Here is a 25,470-nt window from a genome sequence, read left to right on the forward strand (position 1 = left end):
AACAACAGTGCTCGTGACTTACAGGTCGCGGAGGAGACATGCATGGCCGATACAATGGGCCACTCGGCGACTGCCACCCGAAACACGTCGGTGGCGATCAGCTTCTGTCTGCTGGCCATAGCGCCGCAGATTTTTGAATTCATCTGGTCGTTCGGGACGATCTTTGGTTGGGGCGCCGGGCGCGGTCCGGCCACCGTCGTGATCAGCCATGCCACGGCGCTGCTGGCCGGCGCGCCCAGTGCGCTGATCGGGGCGATCGGTGGTGACACCAAGAAGGCGTCATCCGATGTGCTGCTGGCGCTGATCTATTCCTATCCGCTGTTTGCAGTTGCGATCCTCACGCTGTTCATGACGATCAGGTCGGCACAGGACTATGTCGGCGGGATCGTTCTGATGGCGCTCGCTCTGTTCGCGCTGTGGGCCTCGAGCGATTTGCAGGGCATGCGCGGCTTCTCGTTTGGGGCGGGCACGGCGCCGCGGATGTTTGGCGGGCTCCTGGTCGCACTTGGCGCCGGCATCGCTTTGACGGGGCTGTTGGTCGACGGGCCGGCGATGGCGCATTATTCCTGGCGCGGGCCGCTGTTCGTGATGATCTCGATCGTCTTCTTTGCCCTGGCGATTCGTCCGCTTGGGGTCGTGGTTACGGCGTTCGTGAGCTTCCTGCTCGCGGCGATGGGCACGCATGAGACGCGCTGGGTCGAAGCGATCATCGTCGGCGCCTGCCTGACGCTCGGCTGCGCGCTGCTCTTCCCCTACGTGCTCGGGCTGCCGATGCCGATGTTCCCGCGTTTCCTGGTTCAGTGAGGGTGTGATGCTCGATCTCTTCCACAATCTGAGCCTCGGTTTCGGTGTCGTGTTTCAGGTCTCCTGGTGGTCACCTTGGTGGCTCTACGGCCTGTCGCTCCCGATTTCGATCAATATTCTGATGTGCCTGATTGGCGCACTGGTCGGCACGCTTGTCGGTGTGCTGCCGGGCATTGGCACCGTCGCAACCGTGGCGATGCTCTTGCCGATCACGTTCGGATTGCCGCCGGTCGGCGCGCTGATCATGCTTGCCGGCATCTATTACGGCGCCCAGTACGGCGGCTCGACCACCTCGATCCTGGTCAACATTCCCGGTGAGGCAACATCGGTGGTCACCGCCATCGACGGTCACCAGATGGCCAGGCAGGGCCGTGCCGGCCCGGCACTGGCGATCGCGGCGATCGGCTCGTTCTTCGCCGGCTGCGTCGCGACCGTGCTCATCGCCGTGCTTGGCGCGCCGCTGACCAAGCTCGCGCTGGCGTTCGGTCCAGCCGAATATTTCTCGCTGATGGTGCTCGGCCTGATCTTCGCGGTCGTGCTGGCCAAGGGCTCGGTGCTGAAGGCGATCGCGATGATCGTGTTTGGCCTGCTGCTGTCGATGGTCGGCTCCGACATCGAGACCGGCGCCTCGCGCATGGCGTTCAACATTCCGGAGCTCGCCGACGGACTAGGCTTCGCGACGGTGGCGATGGGCGTGTTCGGCTTTGCCGAGATCATCCGCAACCTCGACGCCGGCGCCGAGATGAATCGCGATCTCGTGCAGCAGAAGATCACCGGCCTGATGCCGACCAGGAAAGACCTGATCGACTCGACGCCTGCGATCTTGCGCGGCACCGTGCTCGGCTCGATCCTCGGCATCCTGCCGGGTGGCGGCGCCGTGATCGCCTCCTTCGCGGCCTATACGCTCGAGAAGAAGATCGCCAAGGATCCGTCGCGGTTCGGCCGTGGCGCGATCGAGGGCGTGGCATCGCCGGAAAGCGCCAACAATGCCGCGGCGCAGACCTCCTTCATCCCGCTGCTGACGCTCGGTATCCCGCCGAACGCGGTGATGGCGCTGATGGTGGGTGCGATGACCATCCATGGCATCGTGCCGGGTCCGCAGGTGATGCAGAAGCAGCCGGAGCTCGTCTGGGGCATGATCGCCTCGATGTGGGTCGGCAATCTGATGCTGATCATCATCAACCTGCCGTTGGTCGGCATCTGGGTGCGGCTGTTGCGCGTGCCGTATCGGCTGATGTTCCCCTCGATCGTGATCTTCTGCGCGATCGGCATCTACTCGGTGAACAACGCGCCGGTCGACGTCATCCTCGCAGGCGTGTTCGGTCTGGTCGGCTACTGGCTGATCAAGCACGATTTCGAGCCGGCGCCGCTGCTGCTCGGCATGGTGCTGGGGCCGCTGATGGAAGAGAACCTGCGTCGCGCGCTGCTGATCTCGCGTGGCGACTGGAGTGTGTTCCTGACGCGTCCGCTGTCGGCCGTGCTGCTTGGGATTGCGGCGTTCCTCCTGGTGCTCACGGTGCTGCCTGCGTTGCGGGCCAAGCGCGACGAGGTGTTCACCGAATCCGAGAACTGAGGGTGATGGGCGACGCGCCTGCGTCGTCGCGGCGCCCTGCGTCCGCGCGCCGCATTCGGAAGTCGAATCGACTCCTGTGACGCCTTCGTGAAATGAAAATGCCGGCCCTTGTGGTCGGCATTTTTGTTTGTGTCCAGGAGATCGAGATGACCTTCATTCGCGCGCTTGCTGGTGCATGTCTCGCGTCGCTGTGCGGCTTTGTCGCACCGGCGCAGGCACAGACCTATCCGACGCGCAGCATCACCATGGTCGTGCCGTTCGCTGCGGGCGGTCCGACCGACGTGATCTCGCGCATCGTCACCTCGCATATGGCGCAGACGCTCGGGCAGAGCATCATCATCGAGAACGTCGTCGGTGCCGGCGGCACCACCGCGACCGCGCGTGCGGCGCGCTCCACCAATGACGGCTATACGCTCATCACCGGGCATATGGGCACGCACGCTGCGTCGGTGCCGCTCTATCCGAAGCTCGCCTATCATCCGGAGAAAGACTTCGAGCCGATCGCGCTGCTTGCGGGCACGCCGATCCTGATCCTGGCGCGCAAGGACTTTCCGCCGAAGGACCTGAAAGAGTTCGTCGCTTATGTGAAGGCGAATTCCGAGAAGGTGAACGCGGCGCATGCCGGCATCGGCTCGGTCTCGCACGTGTCCTGCGAGCTGTTGCACTCCATCCTCGACATCAAGCCGGTCGGCGTGCCCTTCAACGGCACGGGGCCTGCGATGAACGCGCTGGTGGCGGGCCAGGTCGATTACATGTGCGACCAGATCGTCAACGCCGTGCCGCAGATCAACGCCGGCACCATCAAGGCCTATGCGATCGCAACGCCGGAGCGCAATCCGTCGCTGCCGAACGTGCCGACGACCGCTGAAGCCGGCCTGCCGGCGTTCCAGGCCCAGGCCTGGAACGCGATGTTCGCGCCGAAGGGAACCTCGCCCGCGATCATTGCGATCCTGAACGCCGCCGCCATCAAGGCACTCGACGACGAGACCGTGAAGAAGCGCCTGCTCGAGCTCGGCAGCGTCATCCCGCCGCCCAAGGACCGGACGCCGGAGGCGCTTGCGACCCTCGTCAAGAACGAGATCGCGAAGTGGTCCCCGGTGCTCAAGCCGGCAACTTAGCCAGCAGTTTCAAGCCGATAGGTGAGGGGCGGAACGTCGCTTCCGCCCCTTGTCGTTTGCGCCGGGAGTACTCACTTTTTCCGGGTATAATCGGTGCGGACGGCGAATCGCCGCTGTCGCAGCGCCGGGGGCGCCGTTAAATTCGCCGCCTCCCCAAAGGCACATTGGCACATGCACCAGTATCAGGACCTGCTCGAGCGGATTCTTTCAGACGGCGCCGAGAAGACCGACCGGACCGGCACCGGCACGCTGTCGGTGTTCGGCCATCAGATGCGCTTCAATCTGTCCGCCGGCTTCCCGATGCTGACCACCAAGCGGCTTCCGCTGAAGGCGATCGTGCATGAGCTGCTGTGGTTCCTGAAGGGCGACACCAACATCAAATATCTGCGCGACAACGGCGTCACCATCTGGGACGAGTGGGCCGATGCCAACGGTGATCTCGGCCCGGTCTACGGTCATCAATGGCGCTCATGGCCCGCGCCGGATGGACGCAGCATCGACCAGATCGCGAACGTGGTCGACATGATCAAGCGCAATCCGGACTCGCGCCGCCTGATCGTCTCGGCCTGGAATCCGGCCGAGGTGGACAAGATGGCGCTGCCGCCATGCCACTGCCTGTTCCAGTTCTATGTCGCCAACGGCAAGCTGTCGTGCCAGCTCTACCAGCGCTCGGCCGACGTGTTCCTCGGCGTGCCCTTCAACATTGCCTCCTATGCGCTGCTTACCCTGATGGTCGCGCAGGTTACGGGCCTGAAGCCCGGCGACTTCGTGCATTCGTTTGGCGACACGCACCTCTATTCCAACCATCTGGAGCAGGCGCGGCTCCAGCTCACGCGCGCGCCGCGCGCGTTGCCGGTGATGCGGATCAATCCTGAGGTGAAGGACATCTTCTCCTTCCGCTACGAGGACTTTGAACTCGTCGGCTACGACCCGCATCCGCACATCAAGGCGGCGGTCGCGGTCTGACGCGGATGTCGCTCAACATCCGCCGCGCGCGTCCTGGCGAAGCCGGGCTTGTTCTCGCTTTCATCCGTGAACTTGCCGAGTACGAAAAGCTCTCGCACGAGGTTGAGGCGACCGAGGCTGACATCGCGGACGCGCTGTTCGGCGAGCGGCCGCAGCTCTATTGCGCGATCGCGGAGTGGGACGGCGAGGCGGTCGGCTTTGCGGTCTGGTTCGCCAATTTCTCCACCTTCAGCGGCCGCCACGGCATCTATCTCGAAGATCTGTATGTGCGGCCGTCGCATCGGAGCAAAGGCCTCGGCAAGGCGCTGCTGGTCTATCTCGCAAAGGAATGCGTCGACAACGGCTGGTCGCGCCTGCAATGGGCGGTGCTCGACTGGAACGCGCCGTCGATCGCGTTCTACAAATCGCTCGGCGCCCTGATGATGGACGACTGGACGCTGTGCCGAGTCACCGGGCCGGCGCTGACGCGGCTTGCCGGGAGCACGACCTGATGGAGATCGTCTTCGTCGTCGCCATTGCGGAGAACGGCGTCATCGGCGCCGGCAACGCGATCCCGTGGCGAATGAAATCCGACATGGCGCGCTTCAAGGCGCTCACGATCGGCAAGCCCGTGATCATGGGCCGCAAGACCTTCGAATCCCTGCGCCGGCCGCTTTCAAACCGCACCAACATCGTGATCACGCGCGACGCGGACTATCGCGCCGCCGGTGCCATCGTCACGACATCGTCCACCGATGCGGGCGCGGTCGCGCGCGGCGATGCCCTGCGGCGTTCGGTCACCGAAATCGCCGTGATTGGCGGTGCCGAGATCTATCGGCAATGGCTCGATCGCGCCGATCGCCTCGAAATCACCGAAGTACACGCGCGTCCCGAAGGCGATACGCATTTCGATATCGACAAGGCGGAATGGGATGAGGTCGCGCGCATCCGCCATCCCGCCGGACCCGACGACGGCGCCGACTACTCCTATGTGACATATCGTCGGCGGTCGCCCCATTAACCCCTTTCGCCAATGTTTACATTGACTTTTTCGTGCCCGAGCATAGCTCGGAGGACGGCGAGGGCTGCGTTGTAAGGGACCTGCCTGTCCCCTATAAAGCCGGACCGGACAATGCGGGCCGGATTAGTTCTAGTCCCGGTCTGCCGAGGAGAACGTCGAATGCCGTGGAAGAATCAGGGCGGTGGCCCATGGGGCTCGGGTCCGAAGGGACCATGGGGCAACGGCCCGCAACCAGTCGGGCCAAGGCCGCCGGATCTGGAAGACCTTCTGAGGCGCGGCCAGGATCGTCTCCAGCAGATGATGCCGGGCGGCTATTTCTCCGGCATCGGCATCACGCTGATCATCCTGCTCATCATCGCGTTCTGGCTGCTGTCGGGCTTCTTCCGCGTCCAGTCTGAAGAGCAAGGTGTCGTGCTGCGCTTCGGCAAGCACGTGCGAACCGTGGACCCGGGCCTGAACTATCATTTGCCCTATCCGATCGAAACGGTGCTGCTGCCGAAGGCGCTGCGCGTTTCCACCATTTCCATCGGCATGACGCTGATCGATGATCCGGCCCGGCGCGGTCGCTCCATCCGCGATGTGCCGGAAGAAAGCCTGATGCTGACAGGCGACGAGAACATCGTCGACGTCGACTTCACTGTGCTGTGGCGCATCAAGCCGAACGGTGTCGGCAACTTCCTGTTCAACATCCAGAACCCCGAAGGCACCGTGAAGGCGGTCGCCGAGAGCGCGATGCGCGAGGTGATCGGCCGTTCCGACATCCAGCCGATCCTGACCGGGGCGCGGACGCAGACCGAGACCACCGTGCAGGATCTGATGCAGAAGACGCTCGACGGTTATGGCGCCGGCATCCAGATCACCCAGGTGCAGATGCAGAAGGTCGATCCGCCGGCACAGGTGATCGATGCCTTCCGCGATGTTCAGGCAGCGCGCGCCAATTTGGAGCAGCTGCAAAACGAAGCGCAGACTTATGCCAACAAGGTCGTGCCGGAAGCGCGCGGCAACGCGGCGCGGATCATTCAGGCCGCCGAAGGCTACAAGGAGCAGGCGGTTGCCGAGGCCAAGGGCCAGAGCTCCCGCTTCCTGAAAGTTTACGAGGAATACAAGAAGGCGCCCGACGTGACCCGTGAACGAATCTATCTGGAGACGATGGAGCGCGTGCTCGGCGGCTCGGACAAGCTGATTTATGACGGAGGCTCGTCGGGCCAGGGCATCGTGCCCTATCTGCCGCTCAGCGAGTTGTCGGCCAAGAGGCCTACGACGACCGGCCCGCAGTCGAGCGGAGGCACGCGATGAGGTCTTCAGTTACTGGCATTGTCGCGCTGCTTGCAGCGCTTCTGGTCGCGATTGTCGCCTACATGTCGCTGTTCACCGTGCAGCAGACCGAACAGACCATCGTGCTGCAATTCGGCGCGCCGGTGGACGTCGTTACTGACCCCGGGCTGCACTTCAAGGCGCCCTGGAACTCCGTGATCAACGTCGACAAGCGGATCCTCGACCTCGAGAACCCTTCGCAGGAGGTCATTGCCTCTGACCAGAAGCGGCTCGTGGTCGACGCCTTTGCGCGCTACCGCATCAAGGATGCGCTGCGCTTCTATCAGAGCGTGGGCTCGATCCAGGCAGCGAACCTCCAGCTCACGTCGCTGCTGAACGCGGCACTGCGCCGCGTGCTCGGCGAGGTCTCGTTCATCACCGTGGTGCGTGACGAACGCGAGAAGCTGATGGGCCGCATCCGCGAGCAGCTCGATCGCGAGGCCGGCGGTTACGGCATCGAGGTCGTCGACGTCCGCATTCGCCGCGCCGATCTGCCGGAACAGAACAGCCAGGCGGTATACGACCGGATGAAGTCCGAGCGCCAGCGCGAGGCGGCCGAATTCCGCGCGCAAGGCGGCCAGAAGGCGCAGGAAACGCGTTCGAAGGCCGACCGCGATGTCACGGTGATCATTGCCGAAGCGAACTCGACCGCCGAACAGACGCGCGGCGTCGGTGACGCCGAGCGCAATCGCCTGTTCGCGGAAGCTTACGGCAAGGATGCCGACTTCTTCGCCTTCTACCGGTCGATGACGGCCTATGAGAACGGACTGAAGTCGGCCGACACCCGCTTCCTGCTGCGGCCGGATTCGAATTTCTTCCGGTATTTCGGTAACCCGTCCGGCAAGACGGCGACCGAGACGCCGGCGAAACCGTAAGCTAGACAGGGGCGGCAGTTCTGCCGCCCTTCGTCCAGACAAGAACAGCACAACGGGAGGTTCCAGTCCGATGAGGTCCATTGCGTTCGCCGACTTCCTCATCGGCTTGGGCATTCTGTTCGTGCTGGAAGGCTTGATGTTCGCGGCCAGTCCGAACTGGATGCGCAAGGCCATGAAGAGCGCGATCGCCACGCCGGACAATGTCCTGCGGGTGGTCGGGATCGGTTCGGCGGTAGCAGGCCTGATCCTGATCTGGGTGATGCGTCGTCCGATTTAAGCGTCGCGCCAACGCCAAAGTGAAGGCGAGAGGCCGGTTTTTGGCCATATTATCCGGGTCTTGAGGCCCGTTAAGGTCCGCGCTTGCGCCGTCCCCCCGTTCGAGCGCAGTCTGGCGCCGAATCTTTTTTCTGGAGATACCAATGACCGCAGCCATCATTGCCCCGTCCCGCTTGCGCTTAGGGCTGGCCGCGCTCGCTGTCGGTGCTTTCAGCGCGTTCGGCACGCCGGCTCAGGCGCGCGGACCGGAGGGCATAGCCGATGTCGCCGAGAAGGTGATCGACGCGGTCGTCAACATCTCGACCTCGCAGACCGTCGAAGCCAAGGGCGGCGGCAGCAACAGCATGCCGCAATTGCCGCCCGGCTCGCCCTTCGAAGAGTTCTTCGACGACTTCTTCAAGAACCGCAAGGGGCCCGGCGGCAGCAAGGGCGGCGACAACGGTCCGCCGCGCAAGACCAACTCGCTCGGAAGCGGCTTCATCATCGACACATCAGGCGTCGTCGTCACCAACAACCACGTCATTGCGGACGCCGACGAGATCAACGTCATCCTCAACGACGGCACCAAGATCAAGGCCGAGCTGGTTGGCGTCGACAAGAAGACCGACCTGGCGGTGTTGAAGTTCAAGTCGCCGAAGCCGCTGATCTCGGTGAAGTTCGGCGACTCCGACAAGCTCCGGCTTGGCGACTGGGTGGTCGCGATCGGCAACCCCTTCAGCCTCGGTGGCACCGTGACCGCAGGTATCGTCTCGGCCAAGAACCGCGACATCTCCTCGGGCCCCTATGACAGCTACATCCAGACCGACGCCGCCATCAATCGCGGCAATTCCGGTGGTCCGCTGTTCAACCTCGATGGCGACGTCATCGGCGTCAATACCCTGATCATCTCGCCCTCCGGCGGCTCGATCGGCATCGGCTTCGCCGTGCCGTCGAAGACGGTCGCGGGTGTCGTCGACCAGCTCCGCCAGTTCGGCGAATTGCGTCGCGGCTGGTTGGGCGTGCGCATCCAGAGCGTCACCGACGAGATCGCCGAGAGCCTCAACATCAAGCCGCCGCGCGGCGCGCTGGTTGCCGGCGTCGATGACAAGGGCCCGGCCAAGCCCGCCGGCATCGAGCCCGGCGACGTCGTCGTCAAGTTCGACGGCAAGGACGTCAAGGACCCCAAGGATCTCTCCCGCGTCGTCGCCGACACCGCGGTCGGCAAGGAGGTCGATGTCATCGTCATCCGCAAGGGCCAGGAGGAGACCAAGAAGGTCACGCTCGGCCGCCTCCAGGATCCCGACAAGGTGCAGGCCGCGGTGAAGACCGACGAGCCGGCGCCGGAGAAGCCGGTGACGCAGAAGGCGCTCGGCCTCGATCTCGCCGCGCTGAACAAGGATCTGCGCACGCGCTACAAGATCAAGGACAGCGTCAAGGGCGTGGTCGTCACCAATGTCGATGCCGGTTCGGATGCGGCCGAGAAGCGTCTCTCCGCCGGCGACGTCATCGTCGAGGTCGCGCAGGAATCTGTCGCAAGCGGCGCCGACATCCAGAAACGGGTCGACCAGCTCAAGAAGGACGGCAAGAAGTCCGTGCTGCTGCTGGTCTCGAATGCCGACGGCGAGCTGCGCTTTGTGGCGCTGAGCGTGCAGTAGGGGACGCACAGTCCCGTGGGGTGGGCAAAGCGAAAGCGTGCCCACCACCTTCTATCGTAGCAGCAAGAGCGGTGGGCACGGCGCGAGAGCGCCTTTGCCCACCCTACGGCTGGTGTGCGCGCAACAAGAGAGGCTACGCCTCCACGAACTCTTCCCGCCGATACCCCTGCGCATAAAGCAGCGCGGTGAGGTCGCCGTGGTCGATCTGCGCCGCTGCGGCAGCGGCGACCGCAGGCTTGGCGTGATACGCCACACCCAGCCCCGCCGCCTGGATCATCGCGAGATCGTTGGCGCCGTCGCCGACCGCCAGCGAGTCGATGTCGTCGAGATCGAACGACTCCATCAAATCTATCAGCGTCGCAAGCTTGGCGGCGCGGCCCAGAATCGGCTCCTTGACCTCGCCGGTGAACTTGCCGTCGCGCACGACGAGCTCGTTGGCGCGGTTCTCCTGGAAGCCGATCTTGGCGGCGACCGCGCTCGTGAACAGGGTGAAGCCGCCGGAGACAAGGCAAGTATAGGCGCCGTGCGCGCGCATGGTCGCGACCAGCGCGCTGCCGCCCGGCGTCAGCGTGATGCGTTCGGCCAGCACCTTGTCGACGACGCCGGCGGGAAGGTCCTTCAGGAGTGCGACGCGCTCGCGCAGCGCCGGCTCGAACTCGATCTCGCCGCGCATCGCGCGTTCGGTGATGCCGGCGACATGGGCCTTCATCCCGACGAGATCGGCGAGCTCGTCGATGCATTCCTGGCCGATCATGGTGGAATCCATGTCGGCGAGAAAAAGCTTCTTGCGCCGGACGCCTGTTGGCTGCACCACGATATCGATCGGCAGGTCGCCGCGAAGCTCGCGCAACCGCTGTTCGATGGCGTGACGGTCGGCTTCGAGGTTACTGTCGGCGCCGAAGGGGATGTCGACCGCAACCCCGTCGAACAACCAATGCGCGGGAGCCGCCTGAGGCAGCACGGCGCGGGCGCCGTCGACGATGGTCGAGTCGAGCGCGGGACTATCGGGATTGCAGATCAGCGTGGCGACGAGGGACATTTGAGGTTTTCGTGAGCGAGGGGCAAGTCAGCAGAAGCCATGTTGGCAAGGCCGTGCTTATCGCAGGCCCGACCGCCAGCGGCAAGTCGGCGCTGGCGCTGGAGCTTGCCCTCAGCGCGGGCGGCACCGTGATCAATGCCGATTCCATGCAGGTCTACCGTGACCTGCGCATCATCACGGCACGTCCCACACATGGCGACGAGGCGCGCGTTCCGCATCGCCTTTACGGCCATGTCGATGCGGCCGTGAATTTCTCGGCCGGTGCCTGGGTGAGCGACGCGGCAAAGTCTCTCGAAGAGGCCCATGCCGAAGGCCGGCTTCCGATCTTCATCGGCGGGACCGGGCTCTATTTCAAGGCGCTGACGGCGGGGCTCTCGGTGGTGCCGCCGATCCCCGCCGAGGTCCGCGACGACGTGCGCGCGCGGCTGGAGCGGAACGGCGTCGAGGCGCTGCATGCGGAACTCGCGCGGCGCGACCCGCAGGCGGCCGAGCGATTGAACCTGCGGGACCGCACCCGCGTCGCGCGCGCGCTCGAAGTGGTCGAGGCGACCGGGCGCTCGCTGCTCGACTGGCACCGCGAGGGCCAGCCGCCTTTGCTGCCGAAGGACAGTTTTCGCGCGGTGTTCCTCGCCCCCGAGCGCGACGAGCTTTACGCCCGTATCGACGCCCGCTTCGATGCCATGCTCGGCTCCGGCGCCTTGAGGGAGGTCGAGCGTCTCGCCGCCCGGCAGCTCGATCCGCTCTTGCCGGCCATGAAGGCCCATGGCGTGCCGGCTCTGATCCGGCATCTGCGCGGTGAGATGAGTCTGGACGAGGCGGCCACGATCGGGCGGGCGGATACCCGTCACTACGCCAAGCGGCAATTCACCTGGTTCCGGCATCAATTGCCGGAGTTCGAATGGGTGAAGCCGGAGGAGGCGAGGGGCTGGCTCGCTGCCATCGTCAACGCGGCCCGGGACCCCGGTTGACGTGGTTTTGTGCCGGCGCTCCCGCATTTACCTCTCGCCGAACCCCGGGAACGCCGCTACACTGCCAAAATCGCGCGGGAACGACCGCTTTGCCTTGACATCGGGGCTTTGGTCGCTATGTTTCGCGCAACCTTTGGGAAGCCGAGCGTCCACCATGCGCAACATTATTACCAAGCTCCTTATCGCCGTCGTACCCAGGCACACCGCCGGGGGTGGCTAGCTGCCATCCACATGACAGGCGGTGTGCAGGGTCCCTCTTCGGGGCCTTTTTTATTTCCTGAACCCGACACGAACGAAGCCGCTGGCAACAGCGCATCCGGAGCAAGCCAATGAGCGACAAGAGCCACGATCCGAACCAGATGACCGGCGCCGCGATGATTGTCCGCGCGCTCATCGATCACGGCGTGACCGACATTTTCGGCTATCCCGGCGGCGCGGTGCTTCCGATCTATGACGAGATCTTCCAGCAGAGCGAGGTCCAGCACATCCTGGTCCGCCACGAGCAGGGCGCAGGCCACGCCGCCGAGGGCTATGCGCGCTCGACCGGCAAGCCGGGCGTTGCGCTGGTGACCTCCGGCCCCGGCGCCACCAACATGGTGACGCCGCTGACCGACGCGCTGATGGATTCGATCCCGCTGGTGTGTATTTCCGGTCAGGTGCCGACGCATCTGATCGGCAACGACGCCTTCCAGGAATGCGACACCGTCGGCATCACGCGTCCCTGCACCAAGCACAACTGGCTGGTGCGCGACGTCAATGATCTCGCAAAAGTGCTGCACGAGGCGTTTTACGTTGCGACCACGGGTCGTCCGGGCCCGGTGCTCGTCGACGTGCCCAAGGACGTGCAGTTCGCGACCGGCACCTATCATCCGCCGCGCAAATCCGACGTGCACCGCTCCTACGCGCCGCGCGTGAAGGGCGATGCGACGCAGATCCGCAAGGCCGTGTCGCTGCTGGCGAACGCAAAACGTCCCGTGATCTACAGCGGCGGCGGCGTCATCAATTCCGGCCCTGAAGCGACGAAGCTGCTGCGCGAGCTGGTCGAAGTCACCGGCTTCCCGATCACCTCGACGCTGATGGGTCTTGGCGCGTACCCTGCGTCAGGCAAGAGCTGGCTCGGCATGCTCGGCATGCACGGCACCTACGAAGCCAACATGACCATGCATGATTGCGACGTCATGCTGTGCGTCGGCGCGCGCTTCGACGACCGCATCACCGGCCGGGTCGATGCGTTCTCGCCGAACTCGAAGAAGATCCATATCGACATCGATCCGTCCTCGATCAACAAGAACATCCGGGTCGACGTGCCGATCATCGGCGATTGCGCCAACATCCTCGGCGACATCCTCCAGGTGTTCAAGGCGGAGGCGAAGAAGCCCGACGTCAAGGCGTGGTGGCAGCAGATCGCGCAGTGGCGCGCCCGCAACTCGCTCTACTACCGGAAGAGCAACGACGTCATCCTGCCGCAGCACGCGATCCAGAGCCTGTTCGAGGCGACGCGCGGCAAGGATACCTACATCACGACCGAGGTCGGCCAGCACCAGATGTGGGCGGCGCAGTTCTTCGGCTTCGAGGAGCCGCATCGCTGGATGACCTCCGGTGGTCTTGGCACCATGGGCTACGGCCTGCCGGCCGCGGTCGGCGTGCAGGTGGCGCATCCGGACAGCCTGGTCATCGACATCGCGGGCGATGCCTCGGTGCAGATGACGATGCAGGAGATGTCGACGGCAGTTCAGTATGAATTGCCGATCAAGATCTTCATCCTGAACAACCAGTACATGGGCATGGTGCGGCAGTGGCAGCAGCTGCTCCACGGTAACCGGCTGTCGCATTCCTACTCGGAGGCGCTGCCGGATTTCGTCAAGCTCGCGGAGGCCTATGGCGGCGTCGGCTTCCAGGTGCACAAGCCCGGCGATCTCGACGGCGCCATCCAGGAGATGATCTCGGTCAAGCGTCCGGTGCTGTTCGACTGCCGCGTCGCGGCGCTCGAAAATTGCTTCCCGATGATCCCCTCCGGCAAGGCGCATAACGAGATGCTGTTGCCGGAGCAGGCCAACGACGAGGCCACGGCCAAGGCGTTCGCCGGCGGCAAGGCGCTGGTGTGAGGTTGGAAAATGTTCGACCTTGAGGAGCTGGAACGCGCCCACGAGATGGTTGGCACGGCCGTGCCGCCGACGCCTGCGCACAGCTGGCCGCTTCTTGGGCAGCGCCTGGGTACGCATGTCGTCGTCAAGCACGAAAACCACACGCCAACCGGCGCGTTCAAGGTGCGCGGTGGCCTCGTCTATCTCGACCGGCTGAAGCGCGAGCATCCGCACGTGAGAGGCATCATCACTGCCACGCGTGGAAATCACGGCCAGAGTCTTGCCTTCGCGGCGCGGCGCCACGGTGTGCCCGCTGTGATCTATGTGCCCAAGGGCAATTCGATCGAGAAGAATCATGCCATGCGTGCGTTCGGCGCCGATGTGGTCGAACATGGCGACGATTTCCAGTTGTCGCGGGAGGAGGCCGGACGCCGTGCGCAGTTCGAAGGCCTGCACATGGTGCCGTCGTTCCATCCGGATCTCATTCTGGGGGTGGCGACTTATGCGCTGGAGCTGTTCCGCGCGGCGCCCGATCTCGACGTGCTGTACGTTCCGATCGGGCAGGGCTCCGGAATCAGCGCCTGCATCCTGGTGCGCGATCTGCTTGGCCTGAAGACCGAGATCGTCGGCGTGCAGTCGACGGAAGCGCCGTCCTATGCGCTGTCATTCGCGGCAGGCCGCGTCGTGACCACCGAGACCAGCAACACGCTGGCCGATGGCGTGGCAACCCGCTTTCCGGATGAGGAAGCCGTTGCGCTCATTTGCAAGGGCGCCTCGCGCATAGTGCAAGTCACCGACGGCGAGGTCGCTGCCGCGATCCGCGCCTATTGGACCGACACCCACAATCTTGCCGAAGGCGCCGGTGCCGCCGCGCTCGCCGCGGCGCTTCAGGAAAAAGCAAAATTGTCAGGCAAGCGCGTCGGTCTCGTGCTGTCAGGCGGCAATATCGATTTCGATCTGTTCAAGCAATGGGTGGTCGCATGATCGCGCCAACGCTTGCCAATAACTCCGCTGTCATCGTCCGGCTTGACCGGACGATCCAGTACGCCGCGGCAGATATGGAAATCTCGACGCTGGTGATTACTGGATGCCCCGCCTTCGCGGGGCATGACAAGAAAGAATAGAGGGGACGACAATGAACCAGCCCGCATCAGCCTACTTCATCGAGGAGCGTCACGATCCCAACGAGACGCATACGCTCTCGGTGCTCGTGCAGAACGAGCCCGGCGTGCTCGCGCGCGTCATCGGCCTGTTCTCGGGGCGCGGCTACAACATCGAGAGCCTCACGGTCTCGGAGACCGAGAGCCAGAAGCATCTTTCGCGCATCACCATCGTCACCACGGGCACGCCGATGGTGATCGAGCAGATCAAGCATCAACTTGATCGCATGATCCCGGTCTACCGCGTCGTCGACATGACGCTGACCAAGCGTGCGATCGAGCGGGAGCTCGCCATGGTGAAGGTGCGCGGGCAGGGCGAGCATCGTGTCGAGGCGTTGCGGCTGGCGGATGCGTTCCGTGCCCGCGTGATCGACGCCACCACCGAGAGCTTCGTGTTCGAGATCACAGGCAATACCGACAAGATCAACCAGTTTATCGACCTGATGCGCCCGCTCGGCCTTGTCGAGGTGTCGCGCACCGGCGTTGCCGCGATCGGTCGCGGGCCTGAAGGGATGTAAACCATGCTGGCGCGCGACTGGTACTATAACGAGCGGAACCGGATGGGCATCGGGCCTACTGTGGCGTCGATCTATGACGCCCATGACGATGCCGATCTGCGCGCGCGCGCCGCGCTGAAAATGCTGGGCGTACAGCGGGGCTGGCGCATTGCCGATATCGGCTGCGGCAACGGTGTGCTGGCGACCGAAGCGTCGCTGATCGGCGCGCAGGTCGATGCCATCGACATCTCGCCGGCGATGCTGGCGCTCGCCGAAATCTATGCGCGGGATCGCAAGGCAAAGGTCGCGACGCAGTCGGCCGGCCTGCTCTCCTTCGCCTACCAGGCGGAATCCTACGACCTGATCGTCAGCGAGTTCACGCTACACCATCTGCCGGATTTCTGGAAGGCCGTGGCGATGTCGCGGATTTTTCGCGCGCTGAAGCCGGGTGCGACCTTCTATCTGCGGGACATCGTCTATGCCTCGATGCCTGACGCGATCGAGCGCGACGTCGAGCAATGGGCCGACTGCCAGATCAAGAACCACGATTTTTCGCGCGAAAGCGTCGTCACCCACATGCGCGACGAATATTCCACCTTCGGCTGGGTGATGGAGCGGATGCTGACCGACGTCGGCTTCACGCTGATCTCGGCCGACTACCACGCGCCGATGCACGGCACTTATTTGTTGCGGAAACCGAAAGCCGGCGAGCAAGGCTAGCCAGAAAGACCATGGAATTCGTTCGGCCGCATCGTCAGTGCACTTACTCTCCCGCCAGTGGGAGAGGGTCAAGAACTGCCTAGGCAAGCATGTCCCAGTCGCTGCTCTATGCTTTCATCATCTTCGCCCTCGTGATGTTCTTCACGCCGGGGCCGAACAACATCATGCTGCTGTCGTCGGGGCTGACTTACGGCTTTCGCCGCACCATTCCGCACATCGCAGGGATCACCATCGGCTTCGCCTTCATGGTCGGCGCCGTCGGCCTCGGGCTCGGGACCGTGTTCCTGGCCTATCCGATCCTGCAGAGCATCTTGAAATATGCCGGTGCCGCCTACCTGATTTACCTCGCCGCAATGATTGCCTTCTCCGGTTCGGCCAGGCCGGGCGAGGGGGATGGCCGCGGCCCGATGACCTTCTGGGGCGCGGCCATGTTCCAGTGGATCAACGCCAAGGGCTGGGTGATCGTGATCGGCACCATCACCGCCTATGCGGCGATTGCCCGGTTCCCGGTCAACATCGCGATCCAGACCCTGATCAGCCTGCTGGTCGGCACGGTCTCGACCGTGGTCTGGGCTTTCTTCGGCACTGCACTACGCCCGGTCCTGACCTCCGAGCGGCTGGTCCGCGCCTTCAATATCGTGATGGCGATCCTGCTTTTGGCATCGCTCTACCCCGTCTTCATGGATGCATGATGCCGCAGTTTTCCATGCAGAAACGGGTTTCCTTCGGGCGGCGAAATGCTCTAGACAGCCCCGGAAATCCGCAAATCTCACCGTCTGAGACCTGACCAACGGCCGATTCTGGCCATCTGAACGAGGAAACGACCATGCGTGTTTATTACGATCGCGACGCCGACCTGAACCTGATCAAGGGCAAGAAGGTCGTCATCGTCGGCTATGGCAGCCAGGGTCACGCCCATGCGCTGAACCTCAAGGACTCCGGCGTCAAGGACGTCGCCATCGCGCTGCGCAAAGACTCGGGTTCGGTCAAGAAGGCGGAAGCCGCCGGCTTCAAGGTGATGGAAGTCGCCGAAGCCGCCAAATGGGGAGACCTCGTCATGATGCTGACCCCGGACGAGCTCCAGGGCGACATCTACCGCGAGCACCTGCACGACAACATGAAGAAGGGCGCCGCTCTCGTGTTCGCGCACGGCCTCAACGTGCACTTCAACCTGCTCGATCCGCGCGCCGACCTCGACGTGCTCATGATCGCGCCGAAGGGCCCCGGCCACACCGTGCGCTCGGAGTATCAGCGCGGCGGCGGCGTGCCCTGCCTGATCGCGATCGCCAAGGACGTCTCGGGCAACGCCCATGACCTCGGCCTGTCCTACGCTTCCGCCGTCGGCGGTGGCCGCGCGGGCATCATCGAGACCTCCTTCAAGGAAGAGTGCGAGACCGACCTGTTCGGCGAGCAGGTCGTGCTCTGCGGCGGCCTGGTCGAGCTGATCAAGGCCGGCTACGAGACCCTGGTCGAAGCGGGCTACGCCCCGGAGATGGCCTATTTCGAGTGCCTGCACGAAGTGAAGCTGATCGTCGACCTGATCTATGAAGGCGGCATCGCCAACATGAACTACTCGATCTCCAACACCGCCGAGTACGGCGAGTACGTCACCGGTCCGCGCATCGTGACCGCCGAGACCAAGGCCGAGATGAAGCGCGTTCTCGCCGACATCCAGGGCGGCAAGTTCGCCCGCGACTGGATGCTCGAGAACAAGGTCAACCAGACCTCGTTCAAGGCGACCCGCGCCAAGCTCGCCCAGCACCCGATCGAGGAAGTCGGCGCGAAACTCCGCGACATGATGCCCTGGATCAAGAAGGGCGCGCTGGTCGACAAGTCGAAGAACTAAGCTTTGCGTCCCCCGGACGCAGCGCATCACGTCAGTGGTGCGCCTGGTCCGGGACAAGCGAGCGAAAGCACAAGCTTCGCTCGCCAAACTAAATCTTAAGCCTTCACGACTATATCTGAGCGAGATCGCAAACGGCGGTCTCGCTCTTTTCTTCTCGCGCGAAGCATTGCTGCTTCATTCAAATTCTTCGCGAGTTGATGCGCTCTCCGAGCAGCAAGAACTGACGCTTAAACCACATTCTTGGTCGCGCGCGGTTTTCAGAATTTTTTCAGAAGGTCACGATCGACAAAAGCGCAGCGTCTTCAGAGTCTAGGATTTGGCTCTTCATCCGCATTTTTAGGGCGTATTCAATCTCGTGCCGCGACCTTCGTGCGCCGCTTCATCTTAAGAACTGACACCAGCGGAGTCCCCTTGAGCGTTGGGCAGCATTGCGCACCAGCGCCTTTCTCCTCCATGATCGCGGAAACTCGAAGGGGAGGGGACCATGCGATCTGTCGTCGTCACCGGCGCGTCCACCGGCATCGGCTGGGCCATTGCGAAATTTTTGATCGGGCGCGGCTACCGCGTCTTCGGCAGCGTCCGCAAGCAGGCTGACGCCGATCGGCTTGCGGGCGAGTTCGGTGCGAACTTTACGCCGCTTTTGTTCGACGTCACCGACGAGGCAGCAGTTCTCGCTGCTGCGCGAAAAGTTCGGGAGGCGTTGGGCGGCGAGACGCTGGCCGGTCTCGTCAATAATGCCGGTGTTGCGGTCGCCGGTCCGGTGCTCGAATTGTCGGCAGACGACTTCCGCCGCCAGATGGATATCAACGTCATCGGCCCCGTGATCGCGACGCAGGCTTTTGGCCCGCTGCTCGGCGCGGACCCGTCGCTGAAGGGGCCGAAGGGCCGGATCGTGATGATCAGCTCGGTCGCGGGCAAGAACGGCAATCCGTTGTCGGCGCCCTATTGCACCTCCAAGCATGCCATCGAGGGGTTGTCGGAGAGCCTGCGCCGCGAGCTGATGCTGTTCGGCATCGACGTCATCATCGTCGCCCCCGGCGCGGTCAAGACGCCGATCTGGAGCAAGGCCGAGCAGTTCGATATGTCGGTCTACCAGAACTCGCCTTATCTGCCGGCGCTCAACAAGGTGATGGCGTTCATGATGAAGCTCGGCGAGACCGGGTTGCCGGCCGAGCGGATCGCCGAAATCGTCTTCGAGGCGCTCACGGCGGCAAGCCCCAAGGTACGCTACCAGATCACGCCGGACTGGATGCGGCATTTCATGACCACTGCGCTGCCGAAGCGCACGGTCGACCGCATCATCGCCAAGCGTCTCGGGCTGCTGCCGCAGGGTTGAGCGGGCGCTCAGCCCGCGACGGCTGCCCGTCCGCGCGGATGGGCGGCCATCGCGATCAGCCGCAGCGCCATCACGGCGAACAGCGGGATGAGGAAAGCGGCGTAGAGCGGCATCGCCGGCACGCGCTTGCCGAACGACACCATGAACTGGAACCAGAGGTAATAGCCGCCGATGAGGTGCAGCGCGCGCCAATTGCGCGGTCCGAGCAGCGCGGCGGTGCGGTCGAACGAGGTCGCGCCCATCGCGATGATGACGGCATAGCCGATGCCTCCGAAGATGTAGGAGACCGCCGATGTGGCCTCCGCAAAGCCGGCCGGATCCATATTGGCGAAGGCGACGATCGCGACCGCATGGATGGCGTGGGAGGCCGCGAAGCTCAGGCCCAGATAGCGGCGGTTGCGGCGCTGCCAGCGCGTCCAGGCGTTGGGCCAAAGCCGGGCCAGCGCCGCGGCACTGAACGCGAGGCAGAACAGCAGCAGCGAGCTTCGTGCCGTGAAGCGGATCACCATCCGAACGCCTTCGACCTCGAACTGCCGCATCGAGGCAATCCACAGGCTCAGCGCGATGAGGCTCAGGGTGAGGACGGCCAGCAGCCGCCAGCCTTCGAACCAGCTTTGACGTTCCGACATCGCGATCTCCTCCATCATGTAATCATCGATTACATCCGCAGCGGTGAAATCGTCAATGGTGTAATCGATGCTTACATTCACGTTCGGGTGATGCTAGGAAGCGCTATGCCCGCCCGACAGCCGTCCAAGCCCCGCGTCCGCCGCCAGACGCCCGAAGCCCGGCCCTATCACCACGGCGACCTCCGCCGCGTCCTCATCGATGCTGCGCTGCAATTGGCGGCGGAGGGCGCAGAGGTCTCGGTGCGCGAGGCTGCACGCCGCGCGGCCGTGTCGCCGGGGGCACCGTTCCGGCACTTTCCCAACCGCGATGCCCTGATGGCGGCGGTGGCCGAGGAGGCGCAACGGCGCTTCCGTGCCGAGATTGAAGCGACGCTGGGCGATGCTCCCGCCACCAACGCTCTGGCCCGCTTCCGCGCCTTTGGCGTTGCTTATCTGCGCTGGGCGATGCGCAACCCCGCGCATTTCGAGATCATCTCCACGGGGCGCTATTTCGCCCATGGCAGCTCCGCGGAGCTGACGCGCGACAACGCGGAGCTGGTGGCGATGACCGAGCAAATGCTGACGGACGCGGCCGAGCAGGGCCTGCTGAGATCGACCGACCTCAAGTGCATCCAGATCGCCGGCCGCGCCCTGGTCTACGGTTTTGCCCGGATGAATCTGGACGGCCACTTTCCGCGCTGGGGCGTGGAGGAGGCGGAAATCGAGCGGGTGGCGGAAGGGGTGATCGACCTGTTCATCGCCGGGATCGCGAAGCCGGGCAGAACTCCCTGACCCTCAGGGCGAGGGGATAGAGTTGGCCGTGCGGCACATTCGCTGCCCACTAACATTAAGCGAAGGTCGGACCGCGACACGCGTTGCTTGTCCGTGACCGTTCAATTACAGTTTTATGACACGGCGCAGGCTTCCGGCTGCCCGGACGCCCCTGGAGCGCCAGACGGCTTGGCATCAGCTGGCCGGACCTACCGTTTGCGTGTCGTCGATGGCGTCCGCGCCCAATCCAGGTCCTTCTGCCACCACCGCCGTCCTGGCCAGCGTTGCTGCGCTCGGTATCTGGCGGCTGCTCGCGGTTGCGGCGCCGCATCTGGCAGCGCTTTCGCTGATGTACGAGACCGAGACCGATTTCGGCTCGCGCCTCTCCTTCGTGCTCGCCTGGGGCATCCTCAATTTCTTCTGGATCATGCTGCTGCGGCGGCCGGCATTGTCGGGCGCGCTGTCCCTCACCATGGTCGTCGTGCTGGTGCTGCTGTCGCGGCTCAAGCACGACGTCGTGCAGATGACGGTCAACTTCATCGACCTGATGATGATCGACCGCGACACTGTCGCGTTCCTGTTCACGATCTTCCCGAATTTGCGCTGGTCGGTGATAGGCGCCGGCCTCGTCACGCTGCCGCTGATGTATGCGCTGTGGTGGCTCGATCCGTTCCGCATCCGCCGCCTGCCGGCGCTCGCCTCCATGCTCGCCTGTGTCGCCGCACTGGTCGGCTATTCGCTCTACCATCCCGATGAGGCCTGGCGCGGCTATTACGACGACGGCTATCTCTCGAAGTTCTTCCGCTCCGGCGTCAGCTCGGTGTCCGACTTCGCGCAATACGGCTTCATGGAATCGGCCGCCGCAACCAACGAACGGCTCAACATGCCGCTGGTCGATGCCTGCCATCCCGCTGGCCGCCGGCCGAACATCATCATGATCCATGATGAATCGAGTTTTGACATCCGCGCGGCGCAGGGGATCAAGGTCCCCCCGGGCTATGGTAGCCACTTCAAATCCTGGGACGGCAAGGAGCGCGCGTTCCTCGCCGAGAGCAATGGCGGGCCGAGCTGGTTCACCGAATACAACGTGCTCGCGGGCCTCTCCTCACGCTCGTTCGGCCGCTTCGCCTATTTCGTGACGCGCATCGCAACAGGCCGTGTCGAGCGCGGGCTGCCGCTGGCGCTGCGCCGCTGCGGTTACGATACGATGTCGCTCTATCCCGCCTATGGCGGCTTCATGGCTGCGCGCAGCTTCCAGATGACGACCGGCGTCGAACGCTTCCTCGACTCCAAGGATCTCGGCGCCAAGGATGTCGAGCCGGACTCTTTCTTCTACGACAAGGCGCTCCAACTGATGGGGCAACAGCCGCCGAACAAGCCGCTGTTCACCTTCATTTATCTCGGCGCCAATCATTTCCCCTGGGAGACACGCTTCCGCCCGGACCTGATGCCGAATTGGCGCGCGCCGGGCAATGTAGCGTCCATCGACGAATATCTGCGCCGGCAGGCCATGAGCGCCGAGCAGTACAAGGCGTTCGTCGCCGGCCTGAGGAAGACTTTTCCCGGCGAGCCCTTCCTGATCGTGCGCTATGGCGATCACCAGCCTGAGTTTGCGCCTGCTATCCTCGAGCCCGGGCTCGACGAGGGCGCGATCGGCAAGAAGCTCGACGCCTACGATCCGCGCCTCTACGGGACCTATTATGCGATCGACGCCGTCAATTTCGAGCCGGTGAAGAGCGAGGCCGTGATGGACACGGTCGACGGCCCCTATCTGCCGCTGGTGATCCAGGAAGCCGCGGGCATTCCGCTCGATCCGTCCTTCGCCGAGCAGAAGGAGATCATGCTCCGCTGCAAGGGCATGTTCTACGGCTGCAAGGACGGCGCCGAGGCGCGGCGGCTGAACCGGCTGCTGATCAATGCGGGGATGATCAGGGGGCTTTAGCCTGTATCACTGGCCTTGCGCTCTCCTCCGAACGAGGGATGTTATGAAAGACGACGCAGGCTAAGGGGGCGTTCGACAAACCGCCAACCTTAAGGAGAAGCAATTGGCAATTTCCGTGAAACAGATGCTTGAGGCCGCCAACGCCGCCGTGCCGAAGATCAGCCCGGCCGAGGCCAAGGAAATGATCGCCAAGGGCGCGCTCGTGCTCGACGTGCGCGATGCGCCGGAGATCGAGAAGAGCGGCAAGATTCCCGGCGCACTGAATATCTCGCGCGGTATGCTGGAGTTTCGCGCCGATCCGGACTCGCAGTATCACGACAAGACCCTCGCCAGGGACAAGACCGTGATCCTCTATTGCGCCTCCGGCGGCCGTTCTGCGCTGGCGGGCAAGCTGCTTCAGGACATGGGCTACAGCCATGTCTACAACGTCGGCGGCTTCAAGGATTGGGCCGACGCCGGCGGGGCCGTCGAGAAGGCGTAGCAAAGGCGGCGGTGTGGGGGAGGGCGCGCCCTAGTGCCCGCCCACCTTCCCCCACAGCCATTTCGCCACCGCATCCGGGGACGAATTCGCGTCATTGCCGGCCGCACGCAGATTAGCCTCGCGCATGGTGGCGATGTCGATCTTACCCAGCAGCGGCTGGAGCGCGGCCTGCAATCGCTCGTCGCCGGCGCGCTTCGGCGCCAGCAGCAGGATCGCATCGTATGGCGGGATCGCGTGCCTGGGATCGTCGAGCGCGACGAGGTCGTATTTCGCGATCAGGCCGTCGCTGGTGTAGCCGGCGATGACGTCGACCTCGCCGCTGGCGACAGCAGCATACATGAAGTCCGGCTGCATCTGGCGTTGCGCGCGGAACTGAAGGCCGTAGGCCTTTTGCAGCGCCGCCCATTCGGGGCGCGAGAAGAACTCGTAGTCACCGGCAATCGACAGCATCGATGTATGCGCGGCGAGATCGGCGATGGTGCGGATGCCAAGCGCCTCGGCGCGCTTTTTCGGCATCACCAGCGCATAGGCGTTCTCGAAGCCGAGCTCGCCGAGCATCGTGATGTTGTCCCTCGCGAGCGCCGTCTTCAAATCAGCGAGCAGCTCGGCGCGCGGCTTGATGTCGGTGCGATGCAGCTGGTTGGCCCAGAGCGTGCCGGAATAATCGACATAGAGATCGACATCGCCGGCCTTCAGCGCCTCGAAGATCACGCTGGAGCCGAGGCCCGAGCGCGCGGTGGCCGGCAGGCTTGCCGCCTGGAGGCGATCCCTGAGCAGGGCCGACAGCACATATTGTTCGGCAAAGGTCTTGGCGCCGACCACGTAGCCCTGCGACGAGCGCCCCATCGTCGGCACCAGCGTTGCCGCGACCAGTGCCGCGATGCCGATCGCGCCGAGCGCAGTGCGCGTACGACTGCGATGGCGCAGGCCGCTCTCGATCAGCCCGAGCAGCTGATCGACGGCGAGCGCCAGCAGGGCCGAGGCAAAGCAGCCGAACAGCACGAACACCCAGTTCTGGGTCTGAAGGCCTGCAAAAATGTAATTGCCGAGGCTGGTCTGCCCGATCGGCGTCGACAGCGTCGCGGTGCCGATCACCCACACCGCGGCGGTGCGGATGCCCGCCATCATCACCGGCAGCGCCAGCGGCAGCTCGACCATCACGAGCGACTGCCGCGCGGTCATGCCGACGCCTTTCGCGGCCTCGATCAATGCGGGATCGATGCCGTTGAGGCCGGTGATGCCGTTGCGCAGCACCGGCAGCATCGAGTAGAGCGCCAGCGCCAGCATCGCCGGCAGGAAGCCGAAGGCCGAGAAGGAGATTCCGAACCAGGCAAGCGTCACGGAAGCGGCCGCGAGCAGCAGCGGATAGAACAGTGCGAGCAGCGCCAGCCCCGGGACGGTCTGCACGATGCTGGCAAGCGCGAGCAGGACAGCGCGCGGCGCCGGGCGGTTGCGCGTCAGGATTGCCAGCGGCAGGCTGATGGCGAGGCCAAGCGCGAGCGCGGCGAGGCTCACCCGCACATGGTTGCCGAGATAGTCGGGCAGATGCGACAGCGCCTCGCCCCAGCGCGGATCGGTAAAGAGGCTCATGCCGCACCGCTCTGTGGCAGCAGCGCGTTCAGCCGTTCGACCTGGCGTCGCGGCGTCCGCAGCAGTTCGAGCACATAGGCATCGCTGTTGTTCGAAAGCTCCGCGGGCGTGCCCTGCGCCAGCAATTTTCCGCCGCGCATCACCGCGATGCGGTCGGCCAGCAAAATGGCTTCCGTCATGTCATGGGTGATCATCACGGTGGTCAGGCCGAGCTTGCGGTGCAGCTCGCGAAAATCGTCGCCGAGCGCATCGCGGGTGAGGGGATCGAGCGCGCCGAACGGCTCATCCATCAGTACGATGCGGGGTTTTGCGGCGAGCGCCCGCGCCACGCCGACGCGTTGGCGCTGGCCGCCGGAAAGCGCTTCGGGCAGCCGGTCGCGATGGGCAGCACGGTCGAGCTGGACGAGCTCCAGCAATTCGTCGACGCGTGCGGCGATGGCCGCCGCCGGCTCGCCGAGCAGTTTTGGCGTGATCCCGATATTGTCGGCGACGCTCAGATGCGGGAACAGCCCGCCACTCTGGAAGACGTAGCCGATCCGCCGCCGCAGCGCGACCGGATCGGCATTTCTCACGTCCTCGCCCTCGACCGTGATGGCGCCGCCGTCAGGCTCGATCAGCCGATTGGCGAGCCGCAGCAGCGTCGTCTTGCCCGAGCCCGAGCCGCCGACGATGGCCACAAACTCGCCCTCGGCGATGTCGAGCGACACATCGTCCACGGCCTTGAGCAGGCCGAAGTATTTAGTGACGTGGGCATAGCCAATCATCGGTCTGGGCGGCATCGGGCGGGGGCTCGCTTCGCTGGCCCGCCCGTGGAGGGTGGGGGTGACGAGGCCCATGCCTAGCACGCTTGGCGCCTTGATTGAACTTG

Annotated in this window: 26 protein-coding genes; 22 read left to right on the forward strand and 4 right to left on the reverse strand. The window is 64.3% G+C overall.

Annotated features, from left to right (window positions below):
• Nucleotides 1-42 precede the first annotated feature (42 nt).
• From BMW89_RS01710 to BMW89_RS01755, 10 genes are all read left to right on the forward strand, one after another.
• Nucleotides 43-804 carry a tripartite tricarboxylate transporter TctB family protein gene (locus BMW89_RS01710; protein ID WP_092022061.1) on the forward strand — a complete coding sequence of 254 codons (762 nt, stop codon included), beginning with the start codon at nucleotides 43-45 and terminating at the stop codon, nucleotides 802-804.
• Between the two features lie 7 nt (nucleotides 805-811).
• Nucleotides 812-2,377, forward strand: coding sequence for a tripartite tricarboxylate transporter permease (locus BMW89_RS01715; protein ID WP_092022063.1), 1,566 nt, complete (start codon nucleotides 812-814; stop codon nucleotides 2,375-2,377).
• A 146-nt stretch (nucleotides 2,378-2,523) separates the two neighbouring features.
• Nucleotides 2,524-3,495 (forward strand): tripartite tricarboxylate transporter substrate binding protein BugD, encoded by a 972-nt coding sequence (locus BMW89_RS01720; RefSeq protein ID WP_092023309.1) that lies wholly within the window; start codon nucleotides 2,524-2,526, stop codon nucleotides 3,493-3,495.
• 171 nt (nucleotides 3,496-3,666) lie between these two features.
• Nucleotides 3,667-4,461 (forward strand): thymidylate synthase, encoded by a 795-nt coding sequence (locus BMW89_RS01725; protein WP_092022065.1) that lies wholly within the window; start codon nucleotides 3,667-3,669, stop codon nucleotides 4,459-4,461.
• A gap of 5 nt (nucleotides 4,462-4,466) precedes the next feature.
• Entirely contained in the window at nucleotides 4,467-4,952 is a 486-nt protein-coding gene (locus BMW89_RS01730) for a GNAT family N-acetyltransferase (protein WP_092022067.1), read from the forward strand.
• Nucleotides 4,952-5,461 (forward strand): dihydrofolate reductase, encoded by a 510-nt coding sequence (locus BMW89_RS01735; RefSeq protein ID WP_092022069.1) that lies wholly within the window; start codon nucleotides 4,952-4,954, stop codon nucleotides 5,459-5,461. Before BMW89_RS01730 ends, BMW89_RS01735 begins: the two co-directional genes overlap by 1 nt.
• A 159-nt stretch (nucleotides 5,462-5,620) precedes the next feature.
• Nucleotides 5,621-6,757, forward strand: a complete 1,137-nt coding sequence (gene hflK, locus BMW89_RS01740) for an FtsH protease activity modulator HflK (RefSeq protein ID WP_092022071.1) — start codon at nucleotides 5,621-5,623, stop codon at nucleotides 6,755-6,757.
• The gene (gene hflC, locus BMW89_RS01745) at nucleotides 6,754-7,650 is read left to right on the forward strand and encodes a protease modulator HflC (protein ID WP_092022073.1); all 897 of its coding nucleotides are present in this window, start codon (nucleotides 6,754-6,756) and stop codon (nucleotides 7,648-7,650) included. The genes hflK and hflC overlap by 4 nt, the downstream gene beginning before the upstream one ends.
• A 70-nt stretch (nucleotides 7,651-7,720) precedes the next feature.
• Nucleotides 7,721-7,927: a DUF2065 domain-containing protein gene (locus tag BMW89_RS01750; RefSeq protein WP_092022075.1), complete on the forward strand. Its 207-nt coding sequence runs from the start codon at nucleotides 7,721-7,723 to the stop codon at nucleotides 7,925-7,927.
• Nucleotides 7,928-8,069: 142 nt separating this feature from the next.
• Complete coding sequence (locus BMW89_RS01755; protein WP_092022077.1) at nucleotides 8,070-9,560, forward strand: Do family serine endopeptidase; 1,491 nt, start codon at nucleotides 8,070-8,072, stop codon at nucleotides 9,558-9,560.
• Nucleotides 9,561-9,693: 133 nt separating this feature from the next.
• Here BMW89_RS01755 and serB read toward each other — a convergent pair whose 3' ends face one another.
• Complete coding sequence (gene serB, locus BMW89_RS01760; protein WP_092022080.1) at nucleotides 9,694-10,599, reverse strand: phosphoserine phosphatase SerB; 906 nt, start codon at nucleotides 10,597-10,599, stop codon at nucleotides 9,694-9,696.
• Between the two features lie 11 nt (nucleotides 10,600-10,610).
• Here serB and miaA point away from each other — a divergent pair, with 11 nt between their 5' ends.
• The 9 genes from miaA to BMW89_RS01800 all read left to right on the forward strand — a co-directional run bounded on the left by miaA (nucleotide 10,611) and on the right by BMW89_RS01800 (nucleotide 19,210).
• Complete coding sequence (gene miaA / locus BMW89_RS01765) at nucleotides 10,611-11,567, forward strand: tRNA (adenosine(37)-N6)-dimethylallyltransferase MiaA (protein WP_092022082.1); 957 nt, start codon at nucleotides 10,611-10,613, stop codon at nucleotides 11,565-11,567.
• Nucleotides 11,568-11,896: 329 nt separating this feature from the next.
• Nucleotides 11,897-13,672 carry an acetolactate synthase 3 large subunit gene (locus BMW89_RS01770; protein WP_092022084.1) on the forward strand — a complete coding sequence of 592 codons (1,776 nt, stop codon included), beginning with the start codon at nucleotides 11,897-11,899 and terminating at the stop codon, nucleotides 13,670-13,672.
• Nucleotides 13,673-13,681: 9 nt separating this feature from the next.
• Entirely contained in the window at nucleotides 13,682-14,635 is a 954-nt protein-coding gene (locus BMW89_RS01775; protein WP_092022086.1) for a threonine dehydratase, read from the forward strand.
• Nucleotides 14,632-14,775: a hypothetical protein gene (locus BMW89_RS37690; RefSeq protein WP_177195772.1), complete on the forward strand. Its 144-nt coding sequence runs from the start codon at nucleotides 14,632-14,634 to the stop codon at nucleotides 14,773-14,775. Before BMW89_RS01775 ends, BMW89_RS37690 begins: the two co-directional genes overlap by 4 nt.
• Before the next feature lie 11 nt (nucleotides 14,776-14,786).
• Nucleotides 14,787-15,329: an acetolactate synthase small subunit gene (gene ilvN / locus BMW89_RS01780; RefSeq protein ID WP_092022089.1), complete on the forward strand. Its 543-nt coding sequence runs from the start codon at nucleotides 14,787-14,789 to the stop codon at nucleotides 15,327-15,329.
• Between the two features lie 3 nt (nucleotides 15,330-15,332).
• Nucleotides 15,333-16,028 carry a class I SAM-dependent methyltransferase gene (locus tag BMW89_RS01785; protein WP_092022091.1) on the forward strand — a complete coding sequence of 232 codons (696 nt, stop codon included), beginning with the start codon at nucleotides 15,333-15,335 and terminating at the stop codon, nucleotides 16,026-16,028.
• A gap of 89 nt (nucleotides 16,029-16,117) precedes the next feature.
• On the forward strand, nucleotides 16,118-16,720 hold the full coding sequence (locus BMW89_RS01790; protein ID WP_092022094.1) for a LysE family translocator: 603 nt from the start codon (nucleotides 16,118-16,120) through the stop codon (nucleotides 16,718-16,720).
• 134 nt (nucleotides 16,721-16,854) lie between these two features.
• The gene (gene ilvC / locus BMW89_RS01795; RefSeq protein ID WP_092022096.1) at nucleotides 16,855-17,874 is read left to right on the forward strand and encodes a ketol-acid reductoisomerase; all 1,020 of its coding nucleotides are present in this window, start codon (nucleotides 16,855-16,857) and stop codon (nucleotides 17,872-17,874) included.
• Nucleotides 17,875-18,358: 484 nt separating this feature from the next.
• Complete coding sequence (locus tag BMW89_RS01800; RefSeq protein WP_092022098.1) at nucleotides 18,359-19,210, forward strand: SDR family oxidoreductase; 852 nt, start codon at nucleotides 18,359-18,361, stop codon at nucleotides 19,208-19,210.
• A gap of 8 nt (nucleotides 19,211-19,218) precedes the next feature.
• Here the strand turns inward: BMW89_RS01800 and BMW89_RS01805 are convergent, their stop codons facing one another.
• Nucleotides 19,219-19,839 carry a hypothetical protein gene (locus tag BMW89_RS01805; RefSeq protein ID WP_177195773.1) on the reverse strand — a complete coding sequence of 207 codons (621 nt, stop codon included), beginning with the start codon at nucleotides 19,837-19,839 and terminating at the stop codon, nucleotides 19,219-19,221.
• A 105-nt stretch (nucleotides 19,840-19,944) separates the two neighbouring features.
• Here BMW89_RS01805 and BMW89_RS01810 point away from each other — a divergent pair, with 105 nt between their 5' ends.
• The 3 genes from BMW89_RS01810 to BMW89_RS01820 all read left to right on the forward strand — a co-directional run bounded on the left by BMW89_RS01810 (nucleotide 19,945) and on the right by BMW89_RS01820 (nucleotide 23,012).
• Nucleotides 19,945-20,610 (forward strand): TetR/AcrR family transcriptional regulator, encoded by a 666-nt coding sequence (locus BMW89_RS01810; protein ID WP_244547483.1) that lies wholly within the window; start codon nucleotides 19,945-19,947, stop codon nucleotides 20,608-20,610.
• Nucleotides 20,611-20,818: 208 nt separating this feature from the next.
• The gene (locus BMW89_RS01815; RefSeq protein WP_092022102.1) at nucleotides 20,819-22,531 is read left to right on the forward strand and encodes a sulfatase-like hydrolase/transferase; all 1,713 of its coding nucleotides are present in this window, start codon (nucleotides 20,819-20,821) and stop codon (nucleotides 22,529-22,531) included.
• A gap of 103 nt (nucleotides 22,532-22,634) precedes the next feature.
• A complete protein-coding gene (locus BMW89_RS01820) occupies nucleotides 22,635-23,012 on the forward strand; it encodes a rhodanese-like domain-containing protein (protein ID WP_092022104.1) in 378 nt (125 codons plus the stop codon).
• A gap of 30 nt (nucleotides 23,013-23,042) precedes the next feature.
• On the opposite strand, the gene BMW89_RS01825 is transcribed toward BMW89_RS01820, so the two are convergent.
• Nucleotides 23,043-24,602 (reverse strand): glycine betaine ABC transporter substrate-binding protein, encoded by a 1,560-nt coding sequence (locus BMW89_RS01825; protein WP_092022106.1) that lies wholly within the window; start codon nucleotides 24,600-24,602, stop codon nucleotides 23,043-23,045.
• A complete protein-coding gene (locus BMW89_RS01830; RefSeq protein ID WP_092023313.1) occupies nucleotides 24,599-25,381 on the reverse strand; it encodes an ATP-binding cassette domain-containing protein in 783 nt (260 codons plus the stop codon). The genes BMW89_RS01825 and BMW89_RS01830 overlap by 4 nt, the downstream gene beginning before the upstream one ends.
• Nucleotides 25,382-25,470: the final 89 nt, after the last annotated feature.

Origin of the sequence: Bradyrhizobium sp. OK095 (assembly GCF_900109945.1) — a bacterium.
Taxonomy (GTDB): Bacteria; Pseudomonadota; Alphaproteobacteria; order Rhizobiales; family Xanthobacteraceae; genus Bradyrhizobium.

Bases quoted from the DNA above. Each gene is read 5' to 3' on its own strand.
- BMW89_RS01770 (WP_092022084.1), top strand. From the start codon at position 11,897: ATGAGCGACAAGAGCCACGATCCGAACCAGATGACCGGCGCCGCGATG.
- ilvN (WP_092022089.1), top strand. From the start codon at position 14,787: ATGAACCAGCCCGCATCAGCCTACTTCATCGAGGAGCGTCACGATCCC.
- BMW89_RS01810 (WP_244547483.1), top strand. From the start codon at position 19,945: ATGCCCGCCCGACAGCCGTCCAAGCCCCGCGTCCGCCGCCAGACGCCC.
- BMW89_RS01710 (WP_092022061.1), top strand. From the start codon at position 43: ATGGCCGATACAATGGGCCACTCGGCGACTGCCACCCGAAACACGTCG.
- BMW89_RS01800 (WP_092022098.1), top strand. From the start codon at position 18,359: ATGCGATCTGTCGTCGTCACCGGCGCGTCCACCGGCATCGGCTGGGCC.
- BMW89_RS01775 (WP_092022086.1), top strand. From the start codon at position 13,682: ATGTTCGACCTTGAGGAGCTGGAACGCGCCCACGAGATGGTTGGCACG.
- BMW89_RS01730 (WP_092022067.1), top strand. From the start codon at position 4,467: ATGTCGCTCAACATCCGCCGCGCGCGTCCTGGCGAAGCCGGGCTTGTT.
- BMW89_RS01830 (WP_092023313.1), bottom strand. From the start codon at position 25,381: ATGCCGCCCAGACCGATGATTGGCTATGCCCACGTCACTAAATACTTC.
- serB (WP_092022080.1), bottom strand. From the start codon at position 10,599: ATGTCCCTCGTCGCCACGCTGATCTGCAATCCCGATAGTCCCGCGCTC.
- hflK (WP_092022071.1), top strand. From the start codon at position 5,621: ATGCCGTGGAAGAATCAGGGCGGTGGCCCATGGGGCTCGGGTCCGAAG.
- BMW89_RS01755 (WP_092022077.1), top strand. From the start codon at position 8,070: ATGACCGCAGCCATCATTGCCCCGTCCCGCTTGCGCTTAGGGCTGGCC.
- ilvC (WP_092022096.1), top strand. From the start codon at position 16,855: ATGCGTGTTTATTACGATCGCGACGCCGACCTGAACCTGATCAAGGGC.
- BMW89_RS01715 (WP_092022063.1), top strand. From the start codon at position 812: ATGCTCGATCTCTTCCACAATCTGAGCCTCGGTTTCGGTGTCGTGTTT.
- hflC (WP_092022073.1), top strand. From the start codon at position 6,754: ATGAGGTCTTCAGTTACTGGCATTGTCGCGCTGCTTGCAGCGCTTCTG.
- BMW89_RS01725 (WP_092022065.1), top strand. From the start codon at position 3,667: ATGCACCAGTATCAGGACCTGCTCGAGCGGATTCTTTCAGACGGCGCC.
- BMW89_RS01785 (WP_092022091.1), top strand. From the start codon at position 15,333: ATGCTGGCGCGCGACTGGTACTATAACGAGCGGAACCGGATGGGCATC.
- BMW89_RS01815 (WP_092022102.1), top strand. From the start codon at position 20,819: ATGGCGTCCGCGCCCAATCCAGGTCCTTCTGCCACCACCGCCGTCCTG.
- BMW89_RS01805 (WP_177195773.1), bottom strand. From the start codon at position 19,839: ATGTCGGAACGTCAAAGCTGGTTCGAAGGCTGGCGGCTGCTGGCCGTC.
- BMW89_RS01720 (WP_092023309.1), top strand. From the start codon at position 2,524: ATGACCTTCATTCGCGCGCTTGCTGGTGCATGTCTCGCGTCGCTGTGC.
- BMW89_RS01825 (WP_092022106.1), bottom strand. From the start codon at position 24,602: ATGAGCCTCTTTACCGATCCGCGCTGGGGCGAGGCGCTGTCGCATCTG.
- BMW89_RS01790 (WP_092022094.1), top strand. From the start codon at position 16,118: ATGTCCCAGTCGCTGCTCTATGCTTTCATCATCTTCGCCCTCGTGATG.
- BMW89_RS37690 (WP_177195772.1), top strand. From the start codon at position 14,632: ATGATCGCGCCAACGCTTGCCAATAACTCCGCTGTCATCGTCCGGCTT.
- BMW89_RS01750 (WP_092022075.1), top strand. From the start codon at position 7,721: ATGAGGTCCATTGCGTTCGCCGACTTCCTCATCGGCTTGGGCATTCTG.
- BMW89_RS01735 (WP_092022069.1), top strand. From the start codon at position 4,952: ATGGAGATCGTCTTCGTCGTCGCCATTGCGGAGAACGGCGTCATCGGC.